The following is a 17,242-nucleotide window of genomic DNA, read 5'->3' on the forward strand; positions in this document are numbered from 1 at the left end:
TTTTATTTTTAGGAGGAAGTATGAAAAAAATTGTAATGATTATATCCGTTGTGCTGTTAGCAGGCGGATTTGCTTTTTCAAGCGGAAAGGCGGAAGACGGTACTCAAGATGGAAAGATAAAAATACGGCGATATTCTATAGGAACAGCCGGAACAGCCGGTTCTTTGTATCCTATGGGCGTTGCGATGGCGGAAACAATTACAAACCATGTTGAGGGATTGGCCTTTACCGGTGAAGCTACTGCGGCTTCTGTTGAGAATATCAGAAATCTAACATCGGGAAATCTTGCAATGGGTATCTCGCAAAGTGAAATTGCGTGGCTTGCATACAATGCAAAGGGGGATTTTGCTAAGCGTCCTGCAAAAGATCTTCGTGCTTTATTTAGTACAATTTATAGTTATGTTCAGGTTTTTACATTGGCAGACAGTTCTGTATATGCTATACCTGATATGAAAGGTAAATCCATTGGTGTAAGTGTTGCCGGATCCGGCGGAGAAATGTGTGCACGCATGATTCTCAATTATTTCGGATTAACATATGACGATATTAAACCGCAGTTTATTCCTGAAAGTGAAGCCGTAACCGCATTAAAAGATAGAAAAATAGATGCGTTTATCTGTACCCATCCGTTAAAATCTGCTGCTTTAATGGATTTAACCGGTTCTGCAAAGGTCAAGATGCTTTCTTTTGAAGAACCTGCATTTTATAAGGAATTTCCTTTTTGGACACAATATAAAATTCCGTCCGGAACATATGCAAATGTCAATAATGTTGTCACTGTTCCTATAAGCAGGGTAAACATGTTTACATCATTAAAAAGCGGCTTGAGCGAAGAAGATGTATATAATATCGTAAAAGCGATTTGGGAAAATAGAGATGAATGGAGTAAGGCTTCTGCAGCTGTTTCTCGGCAGGTTGTTTTTGACGCAGCGCTCACGGAAATACCTATCCCCCTGCACGTTGGGGCAATAAAATATTTTCTTGAGAAAGGAGTGAGCATTCCCAGTTCATTGTATCCGCCGGAATATAAAAAGTAAAATTTTTTCCGCCCTTGTAAAACAGGGGCGGAGTATTAAAATACTAAAGGTATGGATGTTTTACTATGGAAAAAAAATCAGTAAAAAATGTCACGTTTATTAATCGAATTATTTTTTTCCTTTCGTTGTTTATAACTCTTTTTCATTTATATGTTACAATGACGACGGTAATAAGTGTTACACAGTCACGTGTAATTCATTTATTTTCTTTTATGCTGATTTGGTATTTATACCGTTTAATGAAAAACGGAAAAACACTTGATATTATAATAAGTTTTTTAATTATAGTTTTGGGTTTATATTTCCTGTGGCAAACAACTCCGGATATTATTAGAGAAAAGGGCATATGGGGAATTACCCCCTTAGATGTTATTGCCGGAGTTTTGCTGGTTGTGTTAATCTTGGAAATTTCACGGCAGGCTATAGGTATTGCCTTGCCGCTCATTGCTTCGGTTTTTATTATGTATGCCTTTTTGGGTGCATATCTGCCGAATCTTATAGCACATCGAGGTTATAATATTACATATGTTGCAAATTATATTTGTTGGACAAATGAAGGTGTCTTCGGTACTCCGATAGGGGCTGCAGTTGCCTTTGTGGTATTATATATTATTTTCGGTGAATTATTGGATAAATTCGGCGCCGGAAAATTTTTTATAGATATTGCATATGCATTAACCGGTAAGATGAGGGGCGGACCGGCAGAGGCTGCGGTTTTGTCAAGTGCTTTAATGGGTTCGATAAACGGCAGCGCGGTCGCGAATGTTGTGACAACGGGAACTTTTACCATCCCTCTTATGAAAAAAATCGGTTATTCAAAAGAATATGCCGGTGCTGTAGAAGCGGTTGCATCTACCGGTGGGCAAATCCTTCCTCCCGTAATGGGGGCTGCGGCTTTTGTAATGGCGGATTTAACGGGAATAGAATATTCTGTTATTATTCTTGCTGCTTTGCTTCCGGGATTATTGTATTATATAAGTTTGGCGACAGCCGTTTTTTTTGAAGCTGCTCGACTCGGGATAAAACCGGAAGAAGATTCAAAATTAAAAAATATGAAAACAATTTTTAAGGAAGGATACTATCACCTATTTCCTCTCATAGTCCTTTTAATTTGTTTGTTAGGAGTAAAATTTTCAGCCAGTTATTCTGCATTGTTTGCTATAGGAACCGTCTTGCTGATAGGTATTGTAAAAACGGTAAAAACGGAGCGAAGGTTTCCTTTCGAAGAGTTAAAACAGGTATTTTTACATACTGCAAAATCCGCGGTGCCGGTTACCATTGCTTGTGCTTCCGCAGGGATTGTAATCGGTATTATAAGCATGACGGGACTTGGGGTCCGATTTGCACAAATTGTTTTTAACCTTGCGCAAGGTAATATCTTTTTTATGTTGTTAATGACAATGCTTGCTTGCATAATATTGGGTATGGGCTTACCTTCAACTGCAGCCTATGTTATTGCGTCAACTGTTGCCGCTCCCGCTCTTTTAGAAGCCGGAATTTCGGTAATCGCATCAAATTTATTTGTGTTCTACTTTGCAATTATTTCTTTCATCACTCCTCCTGTTGCCATGTCTGCATATGCGGCTTCCGGAATTGCGGATTCCGATTCTATGAAAACAGGAATAAAGGCTTTTTTGTTAGGCATTGCAGGTTTTATTATCCCCTTTTTATTTATATACTATCCGGGGTTACTCATAATAGATTCTTCTATAAAAGAAACGATTTATGCATTAATTATTGCACTTTGTGCGGTATTGATTACTGCAGCCGCTTTAGAGGGATGGTGTTTTGTAAAGGTTCCGATATTACAACGTTTTTTGATGTTTGGTGCCGCTGTCTTTTTAATATTTCCTAAAGGGTTTTTCGACATAATCGGCTTAATTCTATTCGGAATTAATTTACTGGTATTGCTTTTTCAATTTTATTTTCAAAAACAAAAGCGCAGAACTGCATAACTTACTGTAAAAGGCTAAGTGTTCATTTTTGTTCAAACCATACAGCCGCAAGTCTTGCGGTTTGCGGCTGTATGATTTTATGTATTATTCTTTTGAAGCATTGGAGCCGGCAATTCTTCCGAATACAACTATGTCGGAAATTGCACAAGTGCCGACACGGTTATTGCCGTGAATGCCTCCGGTTATTTCTCCGGCTGCATATAATCCGGGAATTATGTTTCCGTTTACATCCAATACTTGAGCTTTTTCATTTATTTCAATACCGCCCATAGTGTGATGAACGGATACGACTCCCTTAAGAATAAACCACGGACCGGTTTTCATCGTAACCATGCTTGTCGTTCTGCCGAATTCATCCGTATTTGTTGAAATACCTTTGTTATAGGCGTCCATTGTTTTTACAAGATTTTCCGCATTAATGTCGAAGCGCTTTGCAACTTCTTCCAAGGTATTTGCCTTAAAGAAAACACCGTCTGCCAACGTTTTTGCATATTCGTCTTTGAATTTTTCTTCAAGATGTAAGCGGTCGGCTACTTCTTGGTTGTAAATGGCATAAGCGACTCCGCCTTGTGCAAGAATTCCTTCGGCACGGGCATCGCGCATTCCTACTTCATTTACAAACCGCTTGCCGTCTTTATTGACGTAAATTAAACCTTCGCCCGACCAGCTCGGCGCTTCAATTCCGTAAAAAACGCCGGTAATGGGGTTATTAAACGGATAAAGCTGTATGTGCTCCATCCCGATTAAATTTGCACCGGCTTTTTCGGCCATGATAATTCCTTCTCCGACAATGGCCGGTGAGTTGGTTGTTTTAACCGATGCATCGAGCGTTTCCCAACGGGTATTGTATTTTTGCCGCATTTCTACGTTTGCTCCGAAGCCGCCGGCAGCCAGAATAACGGCTTTTTTTGTTTCCAATATAACAGGGGTTCCGTCTTTTTGCATGGCTTTTACGCCGGTAATTTTTCCTGTTTTGTCTTTTATCAGCTCTTCGGCTTTTGTATTTAAAAGAATCTCCACACCGAGTTTTTCGGCGTATTCTTTAAGCGGCCTAATCATTCCCGGGCCGAGTTCGATAGGTTCAACGGCGCGCGGAACGCTGTGTCCCCCTTCATGAACCAGATAATCCTGATATTTTACACCGATGGTATCCCGCAGCCACAATGCGGCATCCGTTGCATTGTATGCAATAATATCGACCAATTCCTTTTTTGCAAGTTTTCCGCCGCCTTCATACATTTCTTTTGCAAACTGTTCGGGGCTGTCTTGTATGCCTTTTTCTGTTTGGAGCCAGTTGTTCGGGCAGGCTAATTCGGCATAGGATAAAAGGGTATTCCCGCCGAGGATAGCCATTTTTTCAACGAGGATAACCTTCGAGCCTGCACCGGCGGCTTCAATGGCGGCCGATAAACCAGCACCGCCTCCTCCGACAACGACAATATCGGTTGTCTTTTTTACCGCTTTACCGCTTTTGGCAGCGGGTTTTTTGTTTTTGAGTGCGTTTACATTGCCGCCGGCTTGTTCTGCCGCCAGCTCAACCGCTTTTAAAATCGCATTTGATGTACGGGTCGCACCCGTAACCGCATCAACCGCCAAGCTTTGGGTTTTAATAATTTGTTCGGGGATTTGTTTAATCGGAGCGTCTGATATGCCGGGAGTTTCCCCGTGTTTTCCGATGTCGATTTTTTTAATCGTCGAATTACTGAATGTAACGGTAACTTCTACATCTCCGTTCATTCCCTGTGCCGCCGCCGTATAAGTACCGGCATTGTACGACATTTTGTCCGCACCTGCACCGCAGCCGATAAAACATACGGCGATGAGGATAATAAAGAATGTTGAAAGTGTGTTTTTCATTTCAAGCTCCTATACGGTATAAAATAGGATAAAGAAACAGGGAAGTCAATAGCGGAAACTAATTTATGATGTAACTATTGACATTACATCTTGCGCGTGCTATTGTTGTAATCAAAGATATTACATCAGGAGGTGTTTATGAAAAAAAGAATTGCGATTATAGGAGCAAACGGAAAACAGGGAAGCTGTCTTACGGATGAAGCCGTCGAACGCGGACATGAAGTTACGGGAATAGTCCGGCACGATTATTTGAAAAATCCCAAAGCAAAATTATTACAAAAAGATTTGTTTGATTTAACTGCCGATGATTTAAAAAGCTTTGACCTTGTTATTTCCGCTTTCGGTGCGTGGACGGCGGAAACAATACCGCAGCATATAAGCTCTTTGCGTCATTTATGCGATTGTTTAAAAGGAACGGGAATACGCCTTTTAATTGTCGGCGGCGCAGGCTGTTTATATACCGATTCATCCCATACCCTCATGCTTGCCGATTCGCCGGATCTTCCGGAGGAGTTTAAGCTTTTAGCGCAAACTGAAGTACGGGCTTTTTCGGAATTAAAGCAGCGTACGGATGTTTTATGGACATATCTTTGTCCGCCGGCGGATTTCAGGTTTGATGCACCGAAAACGGGAAAATACAAAATAGGCGGAATTGAACTGCCGGTTAATTCCGCCGGTGCAAGTTTTATATCTTATAAAGATTTTGCCGCCGCATTGATTGATGAAGCGGAAAAAGGGAATTTCGTTCAAAAGCACTTTTCCGTGGTAAGCGGCTAGAAGGCTTTGTGTAAGTTCTTTTATATTTATCTTTTTTTTTGTATAATGGGGAGTGTTCCGGAAACTGTTTGCTTTTTTGGTACTCCCCGTAACGGGATTGCCCTAAAAAACGTTTTAGATAATTCCGGTATAAAAGATTTTTTAAGGGCTTACACATGCAAATCGGCACAAGTTTTTCAATTTCCATTCATATGCTGCTATGCGTGGAATTTTTTAAAAACACGCATAAAATAACAAGCGATTTTATTGCTTCGAGCGTACATACAAATCCCGTTATAATAAGAAAACTTATGGTGCAGTTAAAAAAAGCGGGAATTATTTCAACCGCTGCCGGAACCGGCGGGATCGATTTAACGCGGAAGGCCTCAAAAATCAGTTTTTTGGACATATATAAGGCGGTTGAACCCGTTAAGGGCGGCGAGCTTTTTAAAATTCATCAAAATGCCGAACAAAGCTGTCCGGTCGGAAGTAAAATAGACAGCCTTTTATCCGTTTTTTTTGTTGAAGCGCAAAATTCAATGGAAAAAAAACTTGCCGCATACAGTTTACAGGATATTTTGGATAAACTGAACGATTAAACATGTGCTTGCTGCAATAAACAGGATTATAAAGGCAGGTATGAATTTTTGGGCCCACCTGGACTTGAACCAGGGACCTACGGATTATGAGTCCGCAGCTCTGACCAACTGAGCTATGGGCCCGGACGGCGTTTACCGCCATAGGTAAGAAATATGATAGCATAAAACAATTGTGAAAGTCAAGCAGGCTTTTATGTGCATCTTAAAAAAATCCGCTGCGTTTACTCTTTTTTTGCCTGCACCGCTTGTGTGTAAAACCTGCGTAAGCTTTCAAGCTGGCGGACAACTTGTTCCGGAGCGGCGCCTCCCGCCGTATTTTTTGCTTTAAGGCATGCCGAAGGTTCAAGGCGTTCAAAAACATCCTTTTCGATAAGCGGCGAAATCGCCTTATATTCTTCCAAAGGAAGGTCTTCAAGCTGAATGCCGCGCTCGATACAAAGCCGTACCGCCGCTGCCGCACAGCCGTGAGCGGTTCTGAAGGGCATTCCTTTTTTTACCAAATAATCGGCAAGGTCGGTGGCGTTTGCAAAACCGCCGCGGCATGAAGCTGCCATGCGCTCGGTGTTCCACTTTGCGGTTTTAATCATTTCGGTAAAAACTTCAAGACAGGAATCGAGGGTTCCGCATGCGCGGAACAGGCTTATTTTATCTTCCTGCATATCGCGGTTGTAGGCGAGCGGAAGGCCCTTCATCATCGTAAAGAGGGCCGTTAAATCTCCGTAGACCAGTCCCGTCCTGCCGCGGATTAATTCGGCAAAGTCGGGATTTTTCTTTTGCGGCATAATACTTGAACCGGTAGACCACTGTTCGTCCAAATCGATAAAACCGAATTCGCTCGACGCCCACAGGATGATTTCTTCACAAAAGCGCGAAAGGTGGGTCATGCATAAGGCGGCGGCCGAAACCGTTTCGATACAATAGTCGCGGTCGGCAACGGCGTCCATGGAATTGGGAACGATACCGTCAAAGCCCAGTTCTTGTGCCGTGTATGAGCGGTCGAGGGGAAGGCCGCTTCCTGCAAGGGCGGCACTTCCGAGGGGCGACAGGTTTGCGCGGCCGAGGGCATCGGAAAAGCGGCCGTAATCGCGCTTGAGCATCCATGCCCATGCACAAAGATGCTGGGCAAGGCTTACCGGCTGGGCACGCTGCAAGTGGGTGTAGCCGCTTATAAGGCTTTCGGTATGGTCTTCGGCAATCGTACACAGAGCATTGATTAAAGTCAGTATGCGCTTTTGTAAGGCGGAGATTGTGCGCCTCAGATACAGGCGTTCGTCAAGGGCGATTTGGTCGTTTCTGCTTCTGCCTGTATGTACTTTTTTCCCCGTATCGCCGAGACGCTCGGTTAAAACATGTTCTATAAAAGAATGGATGTCTTCAAAGCCCGTGTCGATTGTCAAAGCGCCGGAACGGATATCGTCTTCTATTTTATGCAGTTCATCCGCAATCGCTTTTGCCTCTTGATGCGGTATGATGTTTTGTGCGCCGAGCATTTTTACGTGCGCAATGCTTCCGTTTATATCGTCGAAAACCATGAGCGAATCGACGTGAATGGAGGTTTCGAATGCAAGCGCCTGATCGGAGAGTTTTTTTTCAAAGCGCCCCTGCCAAAGCGCATTAGATGCGAGCGCATTAACTGCGGGCGCGTTTTTTTGAGTATCGGTTTGTGTGTTTTTGGTGTGCATAGGATTGTTCCGCCTTTATAGTGTAATACCTCTTCAGTTTACTTAAAATTATACGCGGTTACAATGGGCTCGCGGCCTGAAATCCGGTCCGTAAAATATTCGTATTCGCACAAACCCAAAAAGGAGCCGGAAACATTGTACACGTTTGTCCTCCCCGCACCCTGCAGTGCGCAGACGGCATTGTAACTGCGCTGACCGGAACGGCAGTGTACGTACACGGGCTTATCCGAGGGAATCTCGTGTATGCGCTCGCGCAATTCGCTTAAGGGGATGTTTGTTGCGTTTTTGATATGAGCCGCTTCGAATTCGTGTTTTTCGCGTACATCGATAAACCGGGCGCCGCTTTCAACCAAAGTGCGCACATCGCTTACGTGTACTTGGCGGAATGTTCCGTCCAAAAGGTTGGATGCGACGAGGGCCGCGTAATTTACCGCATCCTTTGCGGTTCCGTAAAGTGGCGAATAGCAAAGTTCGGCTTCTTTTAAGTCTTCGACTGTTGCTCCCATGCCTATCATCGCTGCGATAACGTCTATGCGCTTATCGGCGTTTCCCTTACCGATTGCTTGGGCACCGAGAATCTCGCCTGTGGGCCGGGCAAAAAGCAATTTGAAAAAAAGCGGGTGAGCGTCGGGCATAATCGACACCTTGTCGGCGGGGATGATATATGCATAGTCGTAATCGATTCCTGCGGCCTTGCATTGCTTTTCGTTTAAGCCGGTTGAAGCGGCATTAAAATCGAAGCACCTGATAACCGAAGAACCGATAACGCCGCGGTTTGTACTTTTTTTGCCGCATATTGCATCGGCTGCCGCGCGTGCCTGTTTTTGGGCGGGGCCTGCAAGGGTAAGCCGCGCTTTTTTGCGAGTAATGCGGTGCGTAACTTCAATCGCATCGCCGACGGCATAGATGTCTTTTATACTCGTTTCGTAATTGTGATTGACTTTTATGGCCCCCGTTTCGCCGATTTCAATTCCGCAGTCTTTGGCAAGCTCGGTTTCGGCGGCAACTCCGATAGCACAAATCACAACATCCGATTTTATTTTAGCGCCGTTTTCAAGAATTACTTCGGTGTCGGTAATTTCGCTTAAACCGTTTTCCAAAATCAGATTGATTCCCTTATCGTACATTTCTTTGTGTAAAATCTGTACCATATCGTAATCGAAAACGGGCAAAATCTGGTTCAGTTTTTCGACGACCGTTACCTTTTTTCCCGCATGACGGAGGTTTTCCGCCGCTTCGATACCGATAAAGCCCGCGCCGACAACGGTTATGTGTTCGGCATTGTGCTTTCCGATATAATCGTCAAGAGCGCGGATATCGGTTACGTTTCTGATACCGAAAACGTGGCTTTTATCGATTCCCTTAATACTGCGCGGCAAAACGGGGCGCGCTCCGGGGGAAAGCAGGAGGACGTCATAGCTTTCGCCGAATTCTTTTCCCGTATCGAGGTCTTTTACGAGTACCGTTTTTTGTTCGGGATTGATTTTTAAAACTTCATGTTTTGTTTTTGCTTTGATATTATACTGCTTTAAGAATTTGGAAGGGTTCATTAAAACAAGACGTTCGCTGTCTTCAACCGTGCGGCTCAGAAAAAAGGGAAGGGCGCAGTTTGAAAAAGAAACATGTTCTCCGCGTTCAAACATCGTAATGTCGGCTCCCTCGTCAAGTCTGCGTAAACGCGCCGCAACCGAAGCGCCTCCTGCAACACCGCCTATAATGACAACCTTTTTACTCATAACGAACCTCCGATAAAAACCGCCTAAAGTGCCGGCGGCTCTGTATAAGCGGATTTTAACATCAGTATAAATAGTTGTCAAATACGGAGGGTTACAAAGTCACTTAGGGGAAGATGAGGGTTACGGCAGTATATTGGAATGCTTGTTTTAATTGGGGGTTTCAGATATACTTATTTATGGATGAACTTTTAATGCGGTAAGGATTAAAGGGGGAGGAATTTGAGGCGGCCGAAAAAAACGGCTTTTCAGCACCAAAGTCCTTTTCCGTAGAAATGGAGCGATAGCGGAACTCCGGAAAGTGCCGAAAAATAATTATAAAAGGCAGGTATAGTATGAAAAAATTATTCTTGTGTATGTTGAGTCTTTTTGCGTTGGTTTTTGTAAAAGTATCTGCGCAGGAATTACATAATCGGGAAAAAGATATACGCATCAATTTTGATTTTACGAGAAAACTCGGTCTTGCAAGCAATCAATTTGCCGTATGGGTTGAAAATGAACAGGGCGTGCTTGTCAAAAATATCTTTGTGACGAAGTTTACGGCAGACAGGGGATGGGAAAAGAGACCTGAAAGTTTACCCTCGTGGAGAAAGGCGGTAAAGGATGCCCAAACGGATTCCGTAAGCGGTGCAACGCCTAAATCGGGGCCTGTCCGATTTGAATGGGATATGAAAGATGAGACGGGGCAAGTTGTAGAAAAGGGCGTTTACAAAATATGTATTGAAGCGACGATAAAATGGGAACATCGTGTCTTGTTTGTGTGTGAGATCAAAATAGATGAGAAAACCGTCGCAATAGGCGAAGTTACGGAAAAAATGTCCGGAGCGGGCGATAATGAACAGAATTTAATTACGAATGTAGAGATACGATGAATTACATTTTGTGTGGGCACGGTTGATATTGAGTCGGTAGTACCAGTTTTGAATTTTGATAAAACTCCGCCGGGATTTGCGGAGATATGTGATGTATAACGGACGGAAAGTAATAATTACCGTTTTGGATGAAGACAAAACTCAATTCCGGACAATTCCGAATGAAGAGCTGTATGCCGTTTCGGATTCGCTTATAAATCAAAATATGGAAGCTTATAAGGAAATAAGAGAATAGGAGTCCATTTGATGTTGCTGTTTTTAGAAATAAATCAAAAAAGAATCATTTATTCTCAAGAAGAATTGACGCTGCTCGGTTTAGGTGTTGCTTCCGGAAAAATTGAAAAAGAAGAAATAAAACAATGGCTGATACGCCATAAAGACAATAGATGAAGTCATACAAAGATATAGCAATTTGCAAAAACAGCGTCGCATTATTATTGCATGAAGAGGAGATAGCAGGTTATCGGTTTGATTTAATATCGGGTGTATCCAACAAATTAACCGATTCCGGTTCGCCCGGTTTTTTATAAAACACTATCTTGTTGTAATTCCAAATTCCGTTTTCTTTGTAAGCGTCAACATAGACCCTCGATATTCCGTTTCGTCCTTTTAATTTGAATGACATGACTGCTTTACCCGATGAGTCTCCGCTTGTGCTTATTGAACCGCTTATCATGCCTTTTCGTTCAAAGTTTTCACCCAGATACTCTTGCAGTTCCGGATTATCCCGTATCAGTTTTATTGTATGTTGATAGGGTTCGGAATTCGTAAATGCCGCAGTTACCGAAACAAAAATAACGGTAATAAAAACAGACGCTATTACAAACGCAATACTTATAATACCGATGAGTTTTATCATCGATTCTTTCTTTTCGATCTTCCGTTCTTCTTCCGAGCGGGGAATCCGTTCGTACGGTGTAGTGCAATACGGACACACCTTCGCCTCCTGCCCGACTTTTTTACCGCAAACCGAACATACTTTTAAGGGCTTTAAAATAATCATGATTATCAATACCCATAAACCGATTCCGGGCCAAACGGAAAGCCACATCCAATGTACGGAACGGTTTTTCTTTTTTGCGACGATGATACCGGGAATTACAGGGCCAAGCCACAATAACAAAAAGATAAAAAAAATAAAAGCGTTTGCCAATTTTTATGCCTCCCTTTATTATATTATTATATTCGCAAGCGGCCGAATTTTCAATTCAAAAAATAAGGCTTTAGTACCTTATATCTTTTATATAAAAAGACGGAAATTTTAATAAAAAATGTTGCAAATACACTGTAAATATAATATATTTGTAATATAAAACACTGTATAAAGGAGAGTTGATTATGCCAATGGCCGTATTGCAAACCAGAATCGACAGTCAAATAAAAAAAGAAGCGGACATGCTTTTTAATTCATTGGGTATTGATACAACAACTGCAATCAGATTGTTTTTAAAACAAGCTATAAATCAACAAAGGATTCCTTTTGAAATTGTCCCTCCGCAAGAAGAATTCTCATTATCGGTTTTAGAAGCAATTAATGAAGCACGGAAAATCAGCCGTGATGCTTCCGCTAAATCCTACAAAAATGCAAAAGAATTACTTGCAGATTGTGAAGCATGATAAAGAAGGAAAGTGTTTTAGTAATGACGCTTGTTGATACGGGAACGCATAGCGATATTTTCAAAAAATAAAGGAATAAAATCCGCTTTAAGCTGCCCATACGCACTTTCCCGGCTCCCGCCGGCTGCCGCACCATCTACCGGAACGGCCGCCGCGTACCCGTCTTTACAGCGACTGCGGAGGAAGTCCGTTTTCCTTTTCCATCATAGCGCGTACCGCTGTCGGAAGCCCGTAAAGGGTAATAAAGCCTTCGGCGTCATGATGGTCGTACAAGTCTCCCGTTTTAAAGCTTGCAATGCTTTCGTTGTACAAAGAATAGGGCGAAGAAGAGCCTGCCGCCCGTATCGAGCCCTTATAGAGCTTGAGCTTTACATTTCCCGTAACCGTGTTTTGCGTCGAATCGACAAAGGCGTTAAGGGCGCGCATAAGGGGCGTAAACCACTTGCCGCCGTAAATCAATTCGCTTATCTTAAGGGCGATATGCTGCTTAAACTGATAGGTATCGCGGTCGAGGCACAAGTGTTCAAGCATTTCATGGGCAAAATATAAAATGCTTCCGCCCGGCGTTTCATAGACACCCCGGCTTTTTATGCCCACAACACGGTTTTCCACAAGGTCGGTTAAGCCCACACCGTTCCGCCCGCCTATTTTGTTCAGCTCGTCAACCAAGGCCGCAGGAGAAAGCTTTTGACCGTTTACGCCGACCGGTACCCCCTTTTCAAAGTCGATACTCACGTATTCGCCCGATTCGGGAGCTTCTTCGGGAACCGTCGTCAATTTGAGCATGTGCTTGTAATTCGCTTCGTTTTCCGGCACTTCCAATTCCAAGCCCTCATGCGACAAATGCCAAATGTTTTCATCCCGGCTGTAGGATTGATCCTTTTTCATCGGAACGGGAATGCCCCGTTTTTCAAGATAGGCGATTTCGGCTTCCCGGCTGTCCATATCCCATTTGGGATGGCGCCATGCCGCAATAATTTTAACGTCCGGGGCAAAAGCCTTTATCGCAAGTTCAAAACGGATTTGATCGTTACCCTTACCCGTCGCACCGTGACAAATCGCAGAGGCCCCCTCTTTATGCGCCGTTTCGGCAAGAATCTTTCCGATAAGCGGGCGCGCCGTCGCCGTTCCCAATAAATAAGAGCTTTCGTACACCGCCTGAGCCTTCAACGCGGGAAAAATATAGTCCTTCACATACTCTTCGCGCGCATCGACTATAATACAATCCTTTGCACCCGTCGCAAGGGCACGCTTTTTTATACCGTCCCAGTCCTCTTTTTGCCCCACATTGACGCACACCGCAATCACCTCGTAGTCGAAGTTTTCGGCAAGCCAGGGAATAATAACCGTCGTATCCAAACCGCCCGAATATGACAATATGATTTTTTCTTTATTCATAGAAACCGCCTTTTTTGTATAAATATACGTAAATTATATCATTTATACATAATTTATGCAAGCAGAGAAGGGCGTAAAAAATATTCGTCTTATGCATATTTTACAGGACGGATTTTTTTCAGCTCGTCTTGCAGCAGGTTCCGTTTGATTTCCATATCATATTGGGTTTGTATATTTATCCAAAATTCGGCACTTGTACCGAAATATTCGGAAAAGCGCAGGGCAGTATCTATCGTTACGGAGCGTTTCCCTTTAATAATTTCGCTTATCCGCGTTTGGTCGATAAAAGTATCTTTTGCCAGCCTATAGGCACTTATGTTCATCGGAATTAAAAAGTCTTCACGCAGTATTTCTCCCGGATGAATGGGACTGATTTTTTTTTTCATTTCCGTCTCCCGCTCAATGATAATCAATTATTATAACGTCAAAAGCGTTTCCCGCTTCCCATCTAAAACAAATGCGCCATTGCTCATTTATCCGTATAGACCATATTCCCGCCTTGTCTCCGCCGAGTTTTTCCAACCGATTTCCCGGCGGAACTCTCAAATCGTCAATATTTTTTGCTGCGTGTATATGTACTAATTTTCTTTTTGCAATGCACTGTATATCATGAGGCAAAGAACGTACAAAAAAACCGTTCCATATCTTTTCGGTGTCTTTATTTCCCCACGAGTATATCATATATTTTAATAGTACTACTGCGCAATAGTATTGTCAATCGCTATTATTTTTGTAGGGGAAGGGCTTCCCCTCGCTTCCAAGGTCGCTCTAAGCTCCCTTGTCCGCTACCCCTTCTTTACTTGCCGCGGTAAATCTCGCTGCGGTGCGTGTTTCTTAATATTTCTATGTAGCTCTTCACACCAAAAATTCTTGACAGGTATACGTCATTGGCGTATACTAAAAGCGTGGAACTCATAGAAACGTCGATTTTTACAAAACAGATAAACCGGCTTCTTGACGAAAAAACCTATGCGGAATTTAGAGAATACTTGATCTTTAATCCGCTAAAAGGAAAGCTGATTAAAGGCGGCGGCGGTATCAGAAAAATAAGATGGAAAACGAAAAATGCGGGTAAAAGCGGCGGAGTACGAATTATTTATTTTATAAAGACGGAAGCAAAAATATATTTATTGTGTGCCTATTCAAAGCACGAGGCGGAGTCCTTGTCAAGAAGACAGATAAATATGTTGGCAAAAGTTGTTAATGATTTATAGGAGGTATTGTGTTTAAGACAAAAAAAATGAATGATGAGATGTTCGGAGAACTTATACAAAGTATACAAGAGGCCGCTTTAATTGAAAAAGGAAAACTGAAACCCTCGCGCGTTTTTAGACCGGAACCCCTTGATATATCGGCTATACGGGGAAAAACAAATAAAACACAGGAAGAATTTGCGGCAATGCTGAATATCAGTATCGGAACTTTAAGGAATTGGGAACAAGGCAGACGGAAACCTGACGGAGCGGCCTTATCTCTTTTAAAGATTGTTTCGGCAAATCCCGAATATGTTGAAGGAATATTACTCGGCAATTTATAAAGGCCGCATCATTTTAAGGAGCTTGCTTCCTTGTCCGCTGCCCCGTCGTTACTTGCGGGCGGGAGTGCTTATTAAGTTTCAATTTCTCACGTGTCTATATAATGCTTTTTATATCACATCTGAATAATAACAATTATTGAGTTGTGTCCGATACCTTCTGCCGCCCTGTTTGAAACGGGCAAGATTATCATTGTCGATTTTGTATGAATATCCGGCTTGGGCATTTTATCCGGATATTCAAGTTCTTTTTTCTGTTCGTCTGTCAGGGACGGAAAATCGATTGTTTTACAAGAATGCTGCTACGCTTTTTTATTGTACATTTGCTATGCATATAAGTCAAATTTTCTTTTATTGTCTTTATAGGAATAAAAATTGGCATAATAAATAATATTTTATCTGGTGTTTTTATTATTCTTCCAAAGATGAATATACAACGAATTCCCCAAATTTGTAAAAAAAAGTAAATACCAAAATAAAGATATTTGAAATACAGAAAAGACTTCCCATATTAACCTCTCTACTGAGTGTTTATTGCACCACTTACGAATTAATTTTGAACACGGCCATCTATTATTTATAGATAAAACTCTTTTGAAGTATCGAATACAGACATTATTATCTTTCTTCTCAAAAACAAAAAAATCAAGCGGATTTTCCCAATAATCTAAAAGAACTTTAGAACTAGACTGCAGTTGCATATATTTTTCGCCTTCTTTGAAGAATCTTTGTTAGCAAAATCAATATTTCTTCCCGGTATTCTTCCTGAATATATTATCAATCTAACTGTCCTAGAAACCACAAAATTAAGAAACCCAATAAAACGGCTGTCTGAAAAATAAAAAGTATAATACCGCCAATGCCATATTTTGCTTCTATATTTTTTTTCTTTCTAAAATATGGTTTCAATATAGCTATCAAAAAAATATTTATATAAATGAGAAAGGCAAAAAATATCAACAGCCATGTGCCCCAATCCATAATATTCCTCCTTCCGTTTCATACCTGGGAGGCTGCGGCAGCCAGTGGTGTAAATACAGTAACAATTTTACAATTTTCTCTCTCATTTTAGTATTATTTGTACCGATTAAGTTTAAATTAAGGGGCAACCGTTTTGCCGTGCCCAACGGATTACTTCGTTCATCTTTTTTTGATAACCTTTAACACCTGCGCTTTGTAACCACTGCAAATTATCGAGATCTATCCTAAAAGATACCGGCTTTTTTATCGGTTTCCAATTTCGCAGATGTCCGTCCGAAAAGGTTTCAATTTCGGGAATGTCCGAAAAATCAATGTTTTGGCGGAGCTTTGCAATTCGTTCAGCCGTAAAATTGTCTGCACCATTGTTCATAACGTTTTTCCTTTATATCGGTATCGTTGCCTAAGCTCCCTTGTCCGCTGCCCCTTCTTTACTTGCGTTTGAGGAAAAGTTTCACTTCTTTTCCCTACACCCGAATCCGCTCAAACACCTGTCCGATGGGCTCGCGTATAAGTAAGTCGGCCCTCGTGTCGGCGGAGGTTTCGCCCTTGTTTATAAGGACGAGGCGGCTGTCCCTAAAGTAGTGAATAAGGGAAGCTGCAGGGTAGACGGCGAGGGAAGTTCCGCCTATGATGAGGGTGTCGGCGTTTCGGATTGCTTCAATGCTTTTGGTAAGCACGTCGGTGTTTAAGCTTTCTTCGTAGAGGACAACGTCGGGCTTGATGACCCCCGCGCAGCCTGCGGTTTTTGTACAGTGCGGAATGCCGTCGGCTCCCTTGTTTTGTATAATATCTTCAAGCGAATAAAAGGCGCGGCAGTGTTCGCAGTAATTGCGTAAAATGCTTCCGTGAAGTTCGTATACAACCTCGCTTCCTGCCGCCTGATGAAGACCGTCTATGTTTTGGGTGATAACCGCCTTAACCTTGCCCGCTTTTTCAAGTTCGGCAAGTTTTATATGCGCGGGGTTCGGTTTTGCTCCCTGAACGATGATTTTTGCGCGGTAAAAGCGGTAAAATTCGGCGGTTTGTGCATAAAAAAAGCTGCGGCTTAAAATCGTTTCGGGCGGGTAGCGCCACTGTTGGTTGTATAAGCCGTCGGTGCTGCGGAAGTCGGGAATGCCGCTTTCGGTTGAAACGCCCGCTCCGCCGAAAAACACGACGGAAGAGCTTTCGTCTATAATTTTTTGAAGTTTTTCTACCGATTCGCTGTCGCTCATACACACA

20 protein-coding genes and 1 tRNA gene are annotated in these 17,242 nt (G+C 42.5%); 10 read left to right on the top strand and 11 right to left on the bottom strand.

Going from position 1 to position 17,242, the window contains the following annotated elements:
- Positions 1-20 precede the first annotated feature (20 nt).
- Positions 21-1,037, top strand: a complete 1,017-nt coding sequence (locus H0R92_RS04290) for a TAXI family TRAP transporter solute-binding subunit (RefSeq protein WP_432961527.1) — start codon at positions 21-23, stop codon at positions 1,035-1,037.
- 65 nt (positions 1,038-1,102) lie between these two features.
- Positions 1,103-2,992 (top strand): TRAP transporter permease, encoded by a 1,890-nt coding sequence (locus H0R92_RS04295; RefSeq protein ID WP_432961528.1) that lies wholly within the window; start codon positions 1,103-1,105, stop codon positions 2,990-2,992.
- Between the two features lie 84 nt (positions 2,993-3,076).
- Here the strand turns inward: H0R92_RS04295 and H0R92_RS04300 are convergent, their stop codons facing one another.
- Positions 3,077-4,849, bottom strand: coding sequence for a flavocytochrome c (locus H0R92_RS04300; protein ID WP_432961529.1), 1,773 nt, complete (start codon positions 4,847-4,849; stop codon positions 3,077-3,079).
- 138 nt (positions 4,850-4,987) lie between these two features.
- Here H0R92_RS04300 and H0R92_RS04305 point away from each other — a divergent pair, with 138 nt between their 5' ends.
- Both H0R92_RS04305 and H0R92_RS04310 read left to right on the top strand, forming a co-directional pair.
- Positions 4,988-5,626 carry an NAD(P)-dependent oxidoreductase gene (locus tag H0R92_RS04305; RefSeq protein ID WP_432961530.1) on the top strand — a complete coding sequence of 213 codons (639 nt, stop codon included), beginning with the start codon at positions 4,988-4,990 and terminating at the stop codon, positions 5,624-5,626.
- A 155-nt stretch (positions 5,627-5,781) separates the two neighbouring features.
- Positions 5,782-6,204, top strand: a complete 423-nt coding sequence (locus tag H0R92_RS04310; RefSeq protein ID WP_432961531.1) for an Rrf2 family transcriptional regulator — start codon at positions 5,782-5,784, stop codon at positions 6,202-6,204.
- Positions 6,205-6,253: 49 nt separating this feature from the next.
- Here H0R92_RS04310 and H0R92_RS04315 read toward each other — a convergent pair.
- The 3 genes from H0R92_RS04315 to H0R92_RS04325 form a co-directional block, all read right to left on the bottom strand.
- Positions 6,254-6,327: transfer RNA gene (locus H0R92_RS04315), tRNA-Ile, on the bottom strand.
- Between the two features lie 98 nt (positions 6,328-6,425).
- Positions 6,426-7,886 carry an argininosuccinate lyase gene (argH, locus tag H0R92_RS04320; protein WP_432961532.1) on the bottom strand — a complete coding sequence of 487 codons (1,461 nt, stop codon included), beginning with the start codon at positions 7,884-7,886 and terminating at the stop codon, positions 6,426-6,428.
- Positions 7,887-7,924: 38 nt separating this feature from the next.
- Positions 7,925-9,622: an FAD-dependent oxidoreductase gene (locus H0R92_RS04325; RefSeq protein ID WP_432961533.1), complete on the bottom strand. Its 1,698-nt coding sequence runs from the start codon at positions 9,620-9,622 to the stop codon at positions 7,925-7,927.
- Positions 9,623-9,954: 332 nt separating this feature from the next.
- On the opposite strand from H0R92_RS04325, the gene H0R92_RS04330 reads away from it, so the two are divergent.
- The 3 genes from H0R92_RS04330 (at position 9,955) to H0R92_RS04340 (ending at position 10,881) form a co-directional block, all read left to right on the top strand.
- Complete coding sequence (locus H0R92_RS04330) at positions 9,955-10,491, top strand: DUF2271 domain-containing protein (protein ID WP_432961534.1); 537 nt, start codon at positions 9,955-9,957, stop codon at positions 10,489-10,491.
- Positions 10,492-10,582: 91 nt separating this feature from the next.
- Positions 10,583-10,726 (top strand): hypothetical protein, encoded by a 144-nt coding sequence (locus tag H0R92_RS04335; RefSeq protein ID WP_432961535.1) that lies wholly within the window; start codon positions 10,583-10,585, stop codon positions 10,724-10,726.
- Between the two features lie 11 nt (positions 10,727-10,737).
- Complete coding sequence (locus H0R92_RS04340) at positions 10,738-10,881, top strand: hypothetical protein (protein WP_428770626.1); 144 nt, start codon at positions 10,738-10,740, stop codon at positions 10,879-10,881.
- Between the two features lie 70 nt (positions 10,882-10,951).
- Here the strand turns inward: H0R92_RS04340 and H0R92_RS04345 are convergent, their stop codons facing one another.
- Complete coding sequence (locus H0R92_RS04345; RefSeq protein WP_432961536.1) at positions 10,952-11,644, bottom strand: cytochrome c oxidase assembly factor Coa1 family protein; 693 nt, start codon at positions 11,642-11,644, stop codon at positions 10,952-10,954.
- 185 nt (positions 11,645-11,829) lie between these two features.
- Here H0R92_RS04345 and H0R92_RS04350 point away from each other — a divergent pair, with 185 nt between their 5' ends.
- Positions 11,830-12,108 (top strand): type II toxin-antitoxin system RelB/DinJ family antitoxin, encoded by a 279-nt coding sequence (locus H0R92_RS04350; RefSeq protein ID WP_432961537.1) that lies wholly within the window; start codon positions 11,830-11,832, stop codon positions 12,106-12,108.
- A 165-nt stretch (positions 12,109-12,273) separates the two neighbouring features.
- Here H0R92_RS04350 and H0R92_RS04355 read toward each other — a convergent pair whose 3' ends face one another.
- The 3 genes from H0R92_RS04355 to H0R92_RS04365 form a co-directional block, all read right to left on the bottom strand.
- Positions 12,274-13,506: an argininosuccinate synthase gene (locus tag H0R92_RS04355; protein ID WP_432961538.1), complete on the bottom strand. Its 1,233-nt coding sequence runs from the start codon at positions 13,504-13,506 to the stop codon at positions 12,274-12,276.
- A gap of 89 nt (positions 13,507-13,595) precedes the next feature.
- Entirely contained in the window at positions 13,596-13,892 is a 297-nt protein-coding gene (locus H0R92_RS04360; RefSeq protein WP_432961539.1) for a HigA family addiction module antitoxin, read from the bottom strand.
- Between the two features lie 13 nt (positions 13,893-13,905).
- A complete protein-coding gene (locus tag H0R92_RS04365; RefSeq protein WP_432961540.1) occupies positions 13,906-14,187 on the bottom strand; it encodes a type II toxin-antitoxin system RelE/ParE family toxin in 282 nt (93 codons plus the stop codon).
- Positions 14,188-14,411: 224 nt separating this feature from the next.
- Here H0R92_RS04365 and H0R92_RS04370 point away from each other — a divergent pair, with 224 nt between their 5' ends.
- Together H0R92_RS04370 and nadS are read left to right on the top strand one after the other, a co-directional pair.
- Complete coding sequence (locus H0R92_RS04370; protein WP_432961541.1) at positions 14,412-14,720, top strand: type II toxin-antitoxin system RelE/ParE family toxin; 309 nt, start codon at positions 14,412-14,414, stop codon at positions 14,718-14,720.
- An 8-nt stretch (positions 14,721-14,728) separates the two neighbouring features.
- Complete coding sequence (gene nadS / locus H0R92_RS04375) at positions 14,729-15,043, top strand: NadS family protein (protein WP_432961542.1); 315 nt, start codon at positions 14,729-14,731, stop codon at positions 15,041-15,043.
- Between the two features lie 774 nt (positions 15,044-15,817).
- On the opposite strand, the gene H0R92_RS04380 is transcribed toward nadS, so the two are convergent.
- The 3 genes from H0R92_RS04380 to H0R92_RS04390 all read right to left on the bottom strand — a co-directional run bounded on the left by H0R92_RS04380 (position 15,818) and on the right by H0R92_RS04390 (position 17,235).
- A complete protein-coding gene (locus H0R92_RS04380) occupies positions 15,818-16,021 on the bottom strand; it encodes a hypothetical protein (protein ID WP_432961543.1) in 204 nt (67 codons plus the stop codon).
- Between the two features lie 112 nt (positions 16,022-16,133).
- Positions 16,134-16,391, bottom strand: coding sequence for a BrnA antitoxin family protein (locus tag H0R92_RS04385; RefSeq protein WP_432961544.1), 258 nt, complete (start codon positions 16,389-16,391; stop codon positions 16,134-16,136).
- Between the two features lie 94 nt (positions 16,392-16,485).
- Entirely contained in the window at positions 16,486-17,235 is a 750-nt protein-coding gene (locus H0R92_RS04390) for an NAD-dependent protein deacylase (protein WP_432961545.1), read from the bottom strand.
- Positions 17,236-17,242 lie beyond the last annotated feature (7 nt).

The sequence above is a fragment of the Treponema sp. OMZ 840 genome, from assembly GCF_050937815.1.
In the GTDB taxonomy this organism is placed as follows: domain Bacteria; phylum Spirochaetota; class Spirochaetia; order Treponematales; family Treponemataceae; genus Treponema_C.

What these genes read in the sequence shown, in the direction of transcription:
- argH (WP_432961532.1), bottom strand. Translation starts at nt 7,886, where the DNA reads ATGCACACCAAAAACACACAAACCGATACTCAAAAAAACGCGCCCGCA.
- H0R92_RS04350 (WP_432961537.1), top strand. Translation starts at nt 11,830, where the DNA reads ATGCCAATGGCCGTATTGCAAACCAGAATCGACAGTCAAATAAAAAAA.
- H0R92_RS04340 (WP_428770626.1), top strand. Translation starts at nt 10,738, where the DNA reads ATGTTGCTGTTTTTAGAAATAAATCAAAAAAGAATCATTTATTCTCAA.
- H0R92_RS04310 (WP_432961531.1), top strand. Translation starts at nt 5,782, where the DNA reads ATGCAAATCGGCACAAGTTTTTCAATTTCCATTCATATGCTGCTATGC.
- H0R92_RS04300 (WP_432961529.1), bottom strand. Translation starts at nt 4,849, where the DNA reads ATGAAAAACACACTTTCAACATTCTTTATTATCCTCATCGCCGTATGT.
- H0R92_RS04325 (WP_432961533.1), bottom strand. Translation starts at nt 9,622, where the DNA reads ATGAGTAAAAAGGTTGTCATTATAGGCGGTGTTGCAGGAGGCGCTTCG.
- H0R92_RS04295 (WP_432961528.1), top strand. Translation starts at nt 1,103, where the DNA reads ATGGAAAAAAAATCAGTAAAAAATGTCACGTTTATTAATCGAATTATT.
- H0R92_RS04390 (WP_432961545.1), bottom strand. Translation starts at nt 17,235, where the DNA reads ATGAGCGACAGCGAATCGGTAGAAAAACTTCAAAAAATTATAGACGAA.
- H0R92_RS04365 (WP_432961540.1), bottom strand. Translation starts at nt 14,187, where the DNA reads ATGATATACTCGTGGGGAAATAAAGACACCGAAAAGATATGGAACGGT.
- H0R92_RS04305 (WP_432961530.1), top strand. Translation starts at nt 4,988, where the DNA reads ATGAAAAAAAGAATTGCGATTATAGGAGCAAACGGAAAACAGGGAAGC.
- H0R92_RS04385 (WP_432961544.1), bottom strand. Translation starts at nt 16,391, where the DNA reads ATGAACAATGGTGCAGACAATTTTACGGCTGAACGAATTGCAAAGCTC.
- H0R92_RS04355 (WP_432961538.1), bottom strand. Translation starts at nt 13,506, where the DNA reads ATGAATAAAGAAAAAATCATATTGTCATATTCGGGCGGTTTGGATACG.
- H0R92_RS04360 (WP_432961539.1), bottom strand. Translation starts at nt 13,892, where the DNA reads ATGAAAAAAAAAATCAGTCCCATTCATCCGGGAGAAATACTGCGTGAA.
- H0R92_RS04290 (WP_432961527.1), top strand. Translation starts at nt 21, where the DNA reads ATGAAAAAAATTGTAATGATTATATCCGTTGTGCTGTTAGCAGGCGGA.
- H0R92_RS04330 (WP_432961534.1), top strand. Translation starts at nt 9,955, where the DNA reads ATGAAAAAATTATTCTTGTGTATGTTGAGTCTTTTTGCGTTGGTTTTT.
- H0R92_RS04335 (WP_432961535.1), top strand. Translation starts at nt 10,583, where the DNA reads ATGTATAACGGACGGAAAGTAATAATTACCGTTTTGGATGAAGACAAA.
- H0R92_RS04380 (WP_432961543.1), bottom strand. Translation starts at nt 16,021, where the DNA reads ATGGATTGGGGCACATGGCTGTTGATATTTTTTGCCTTTCTCATTTAT.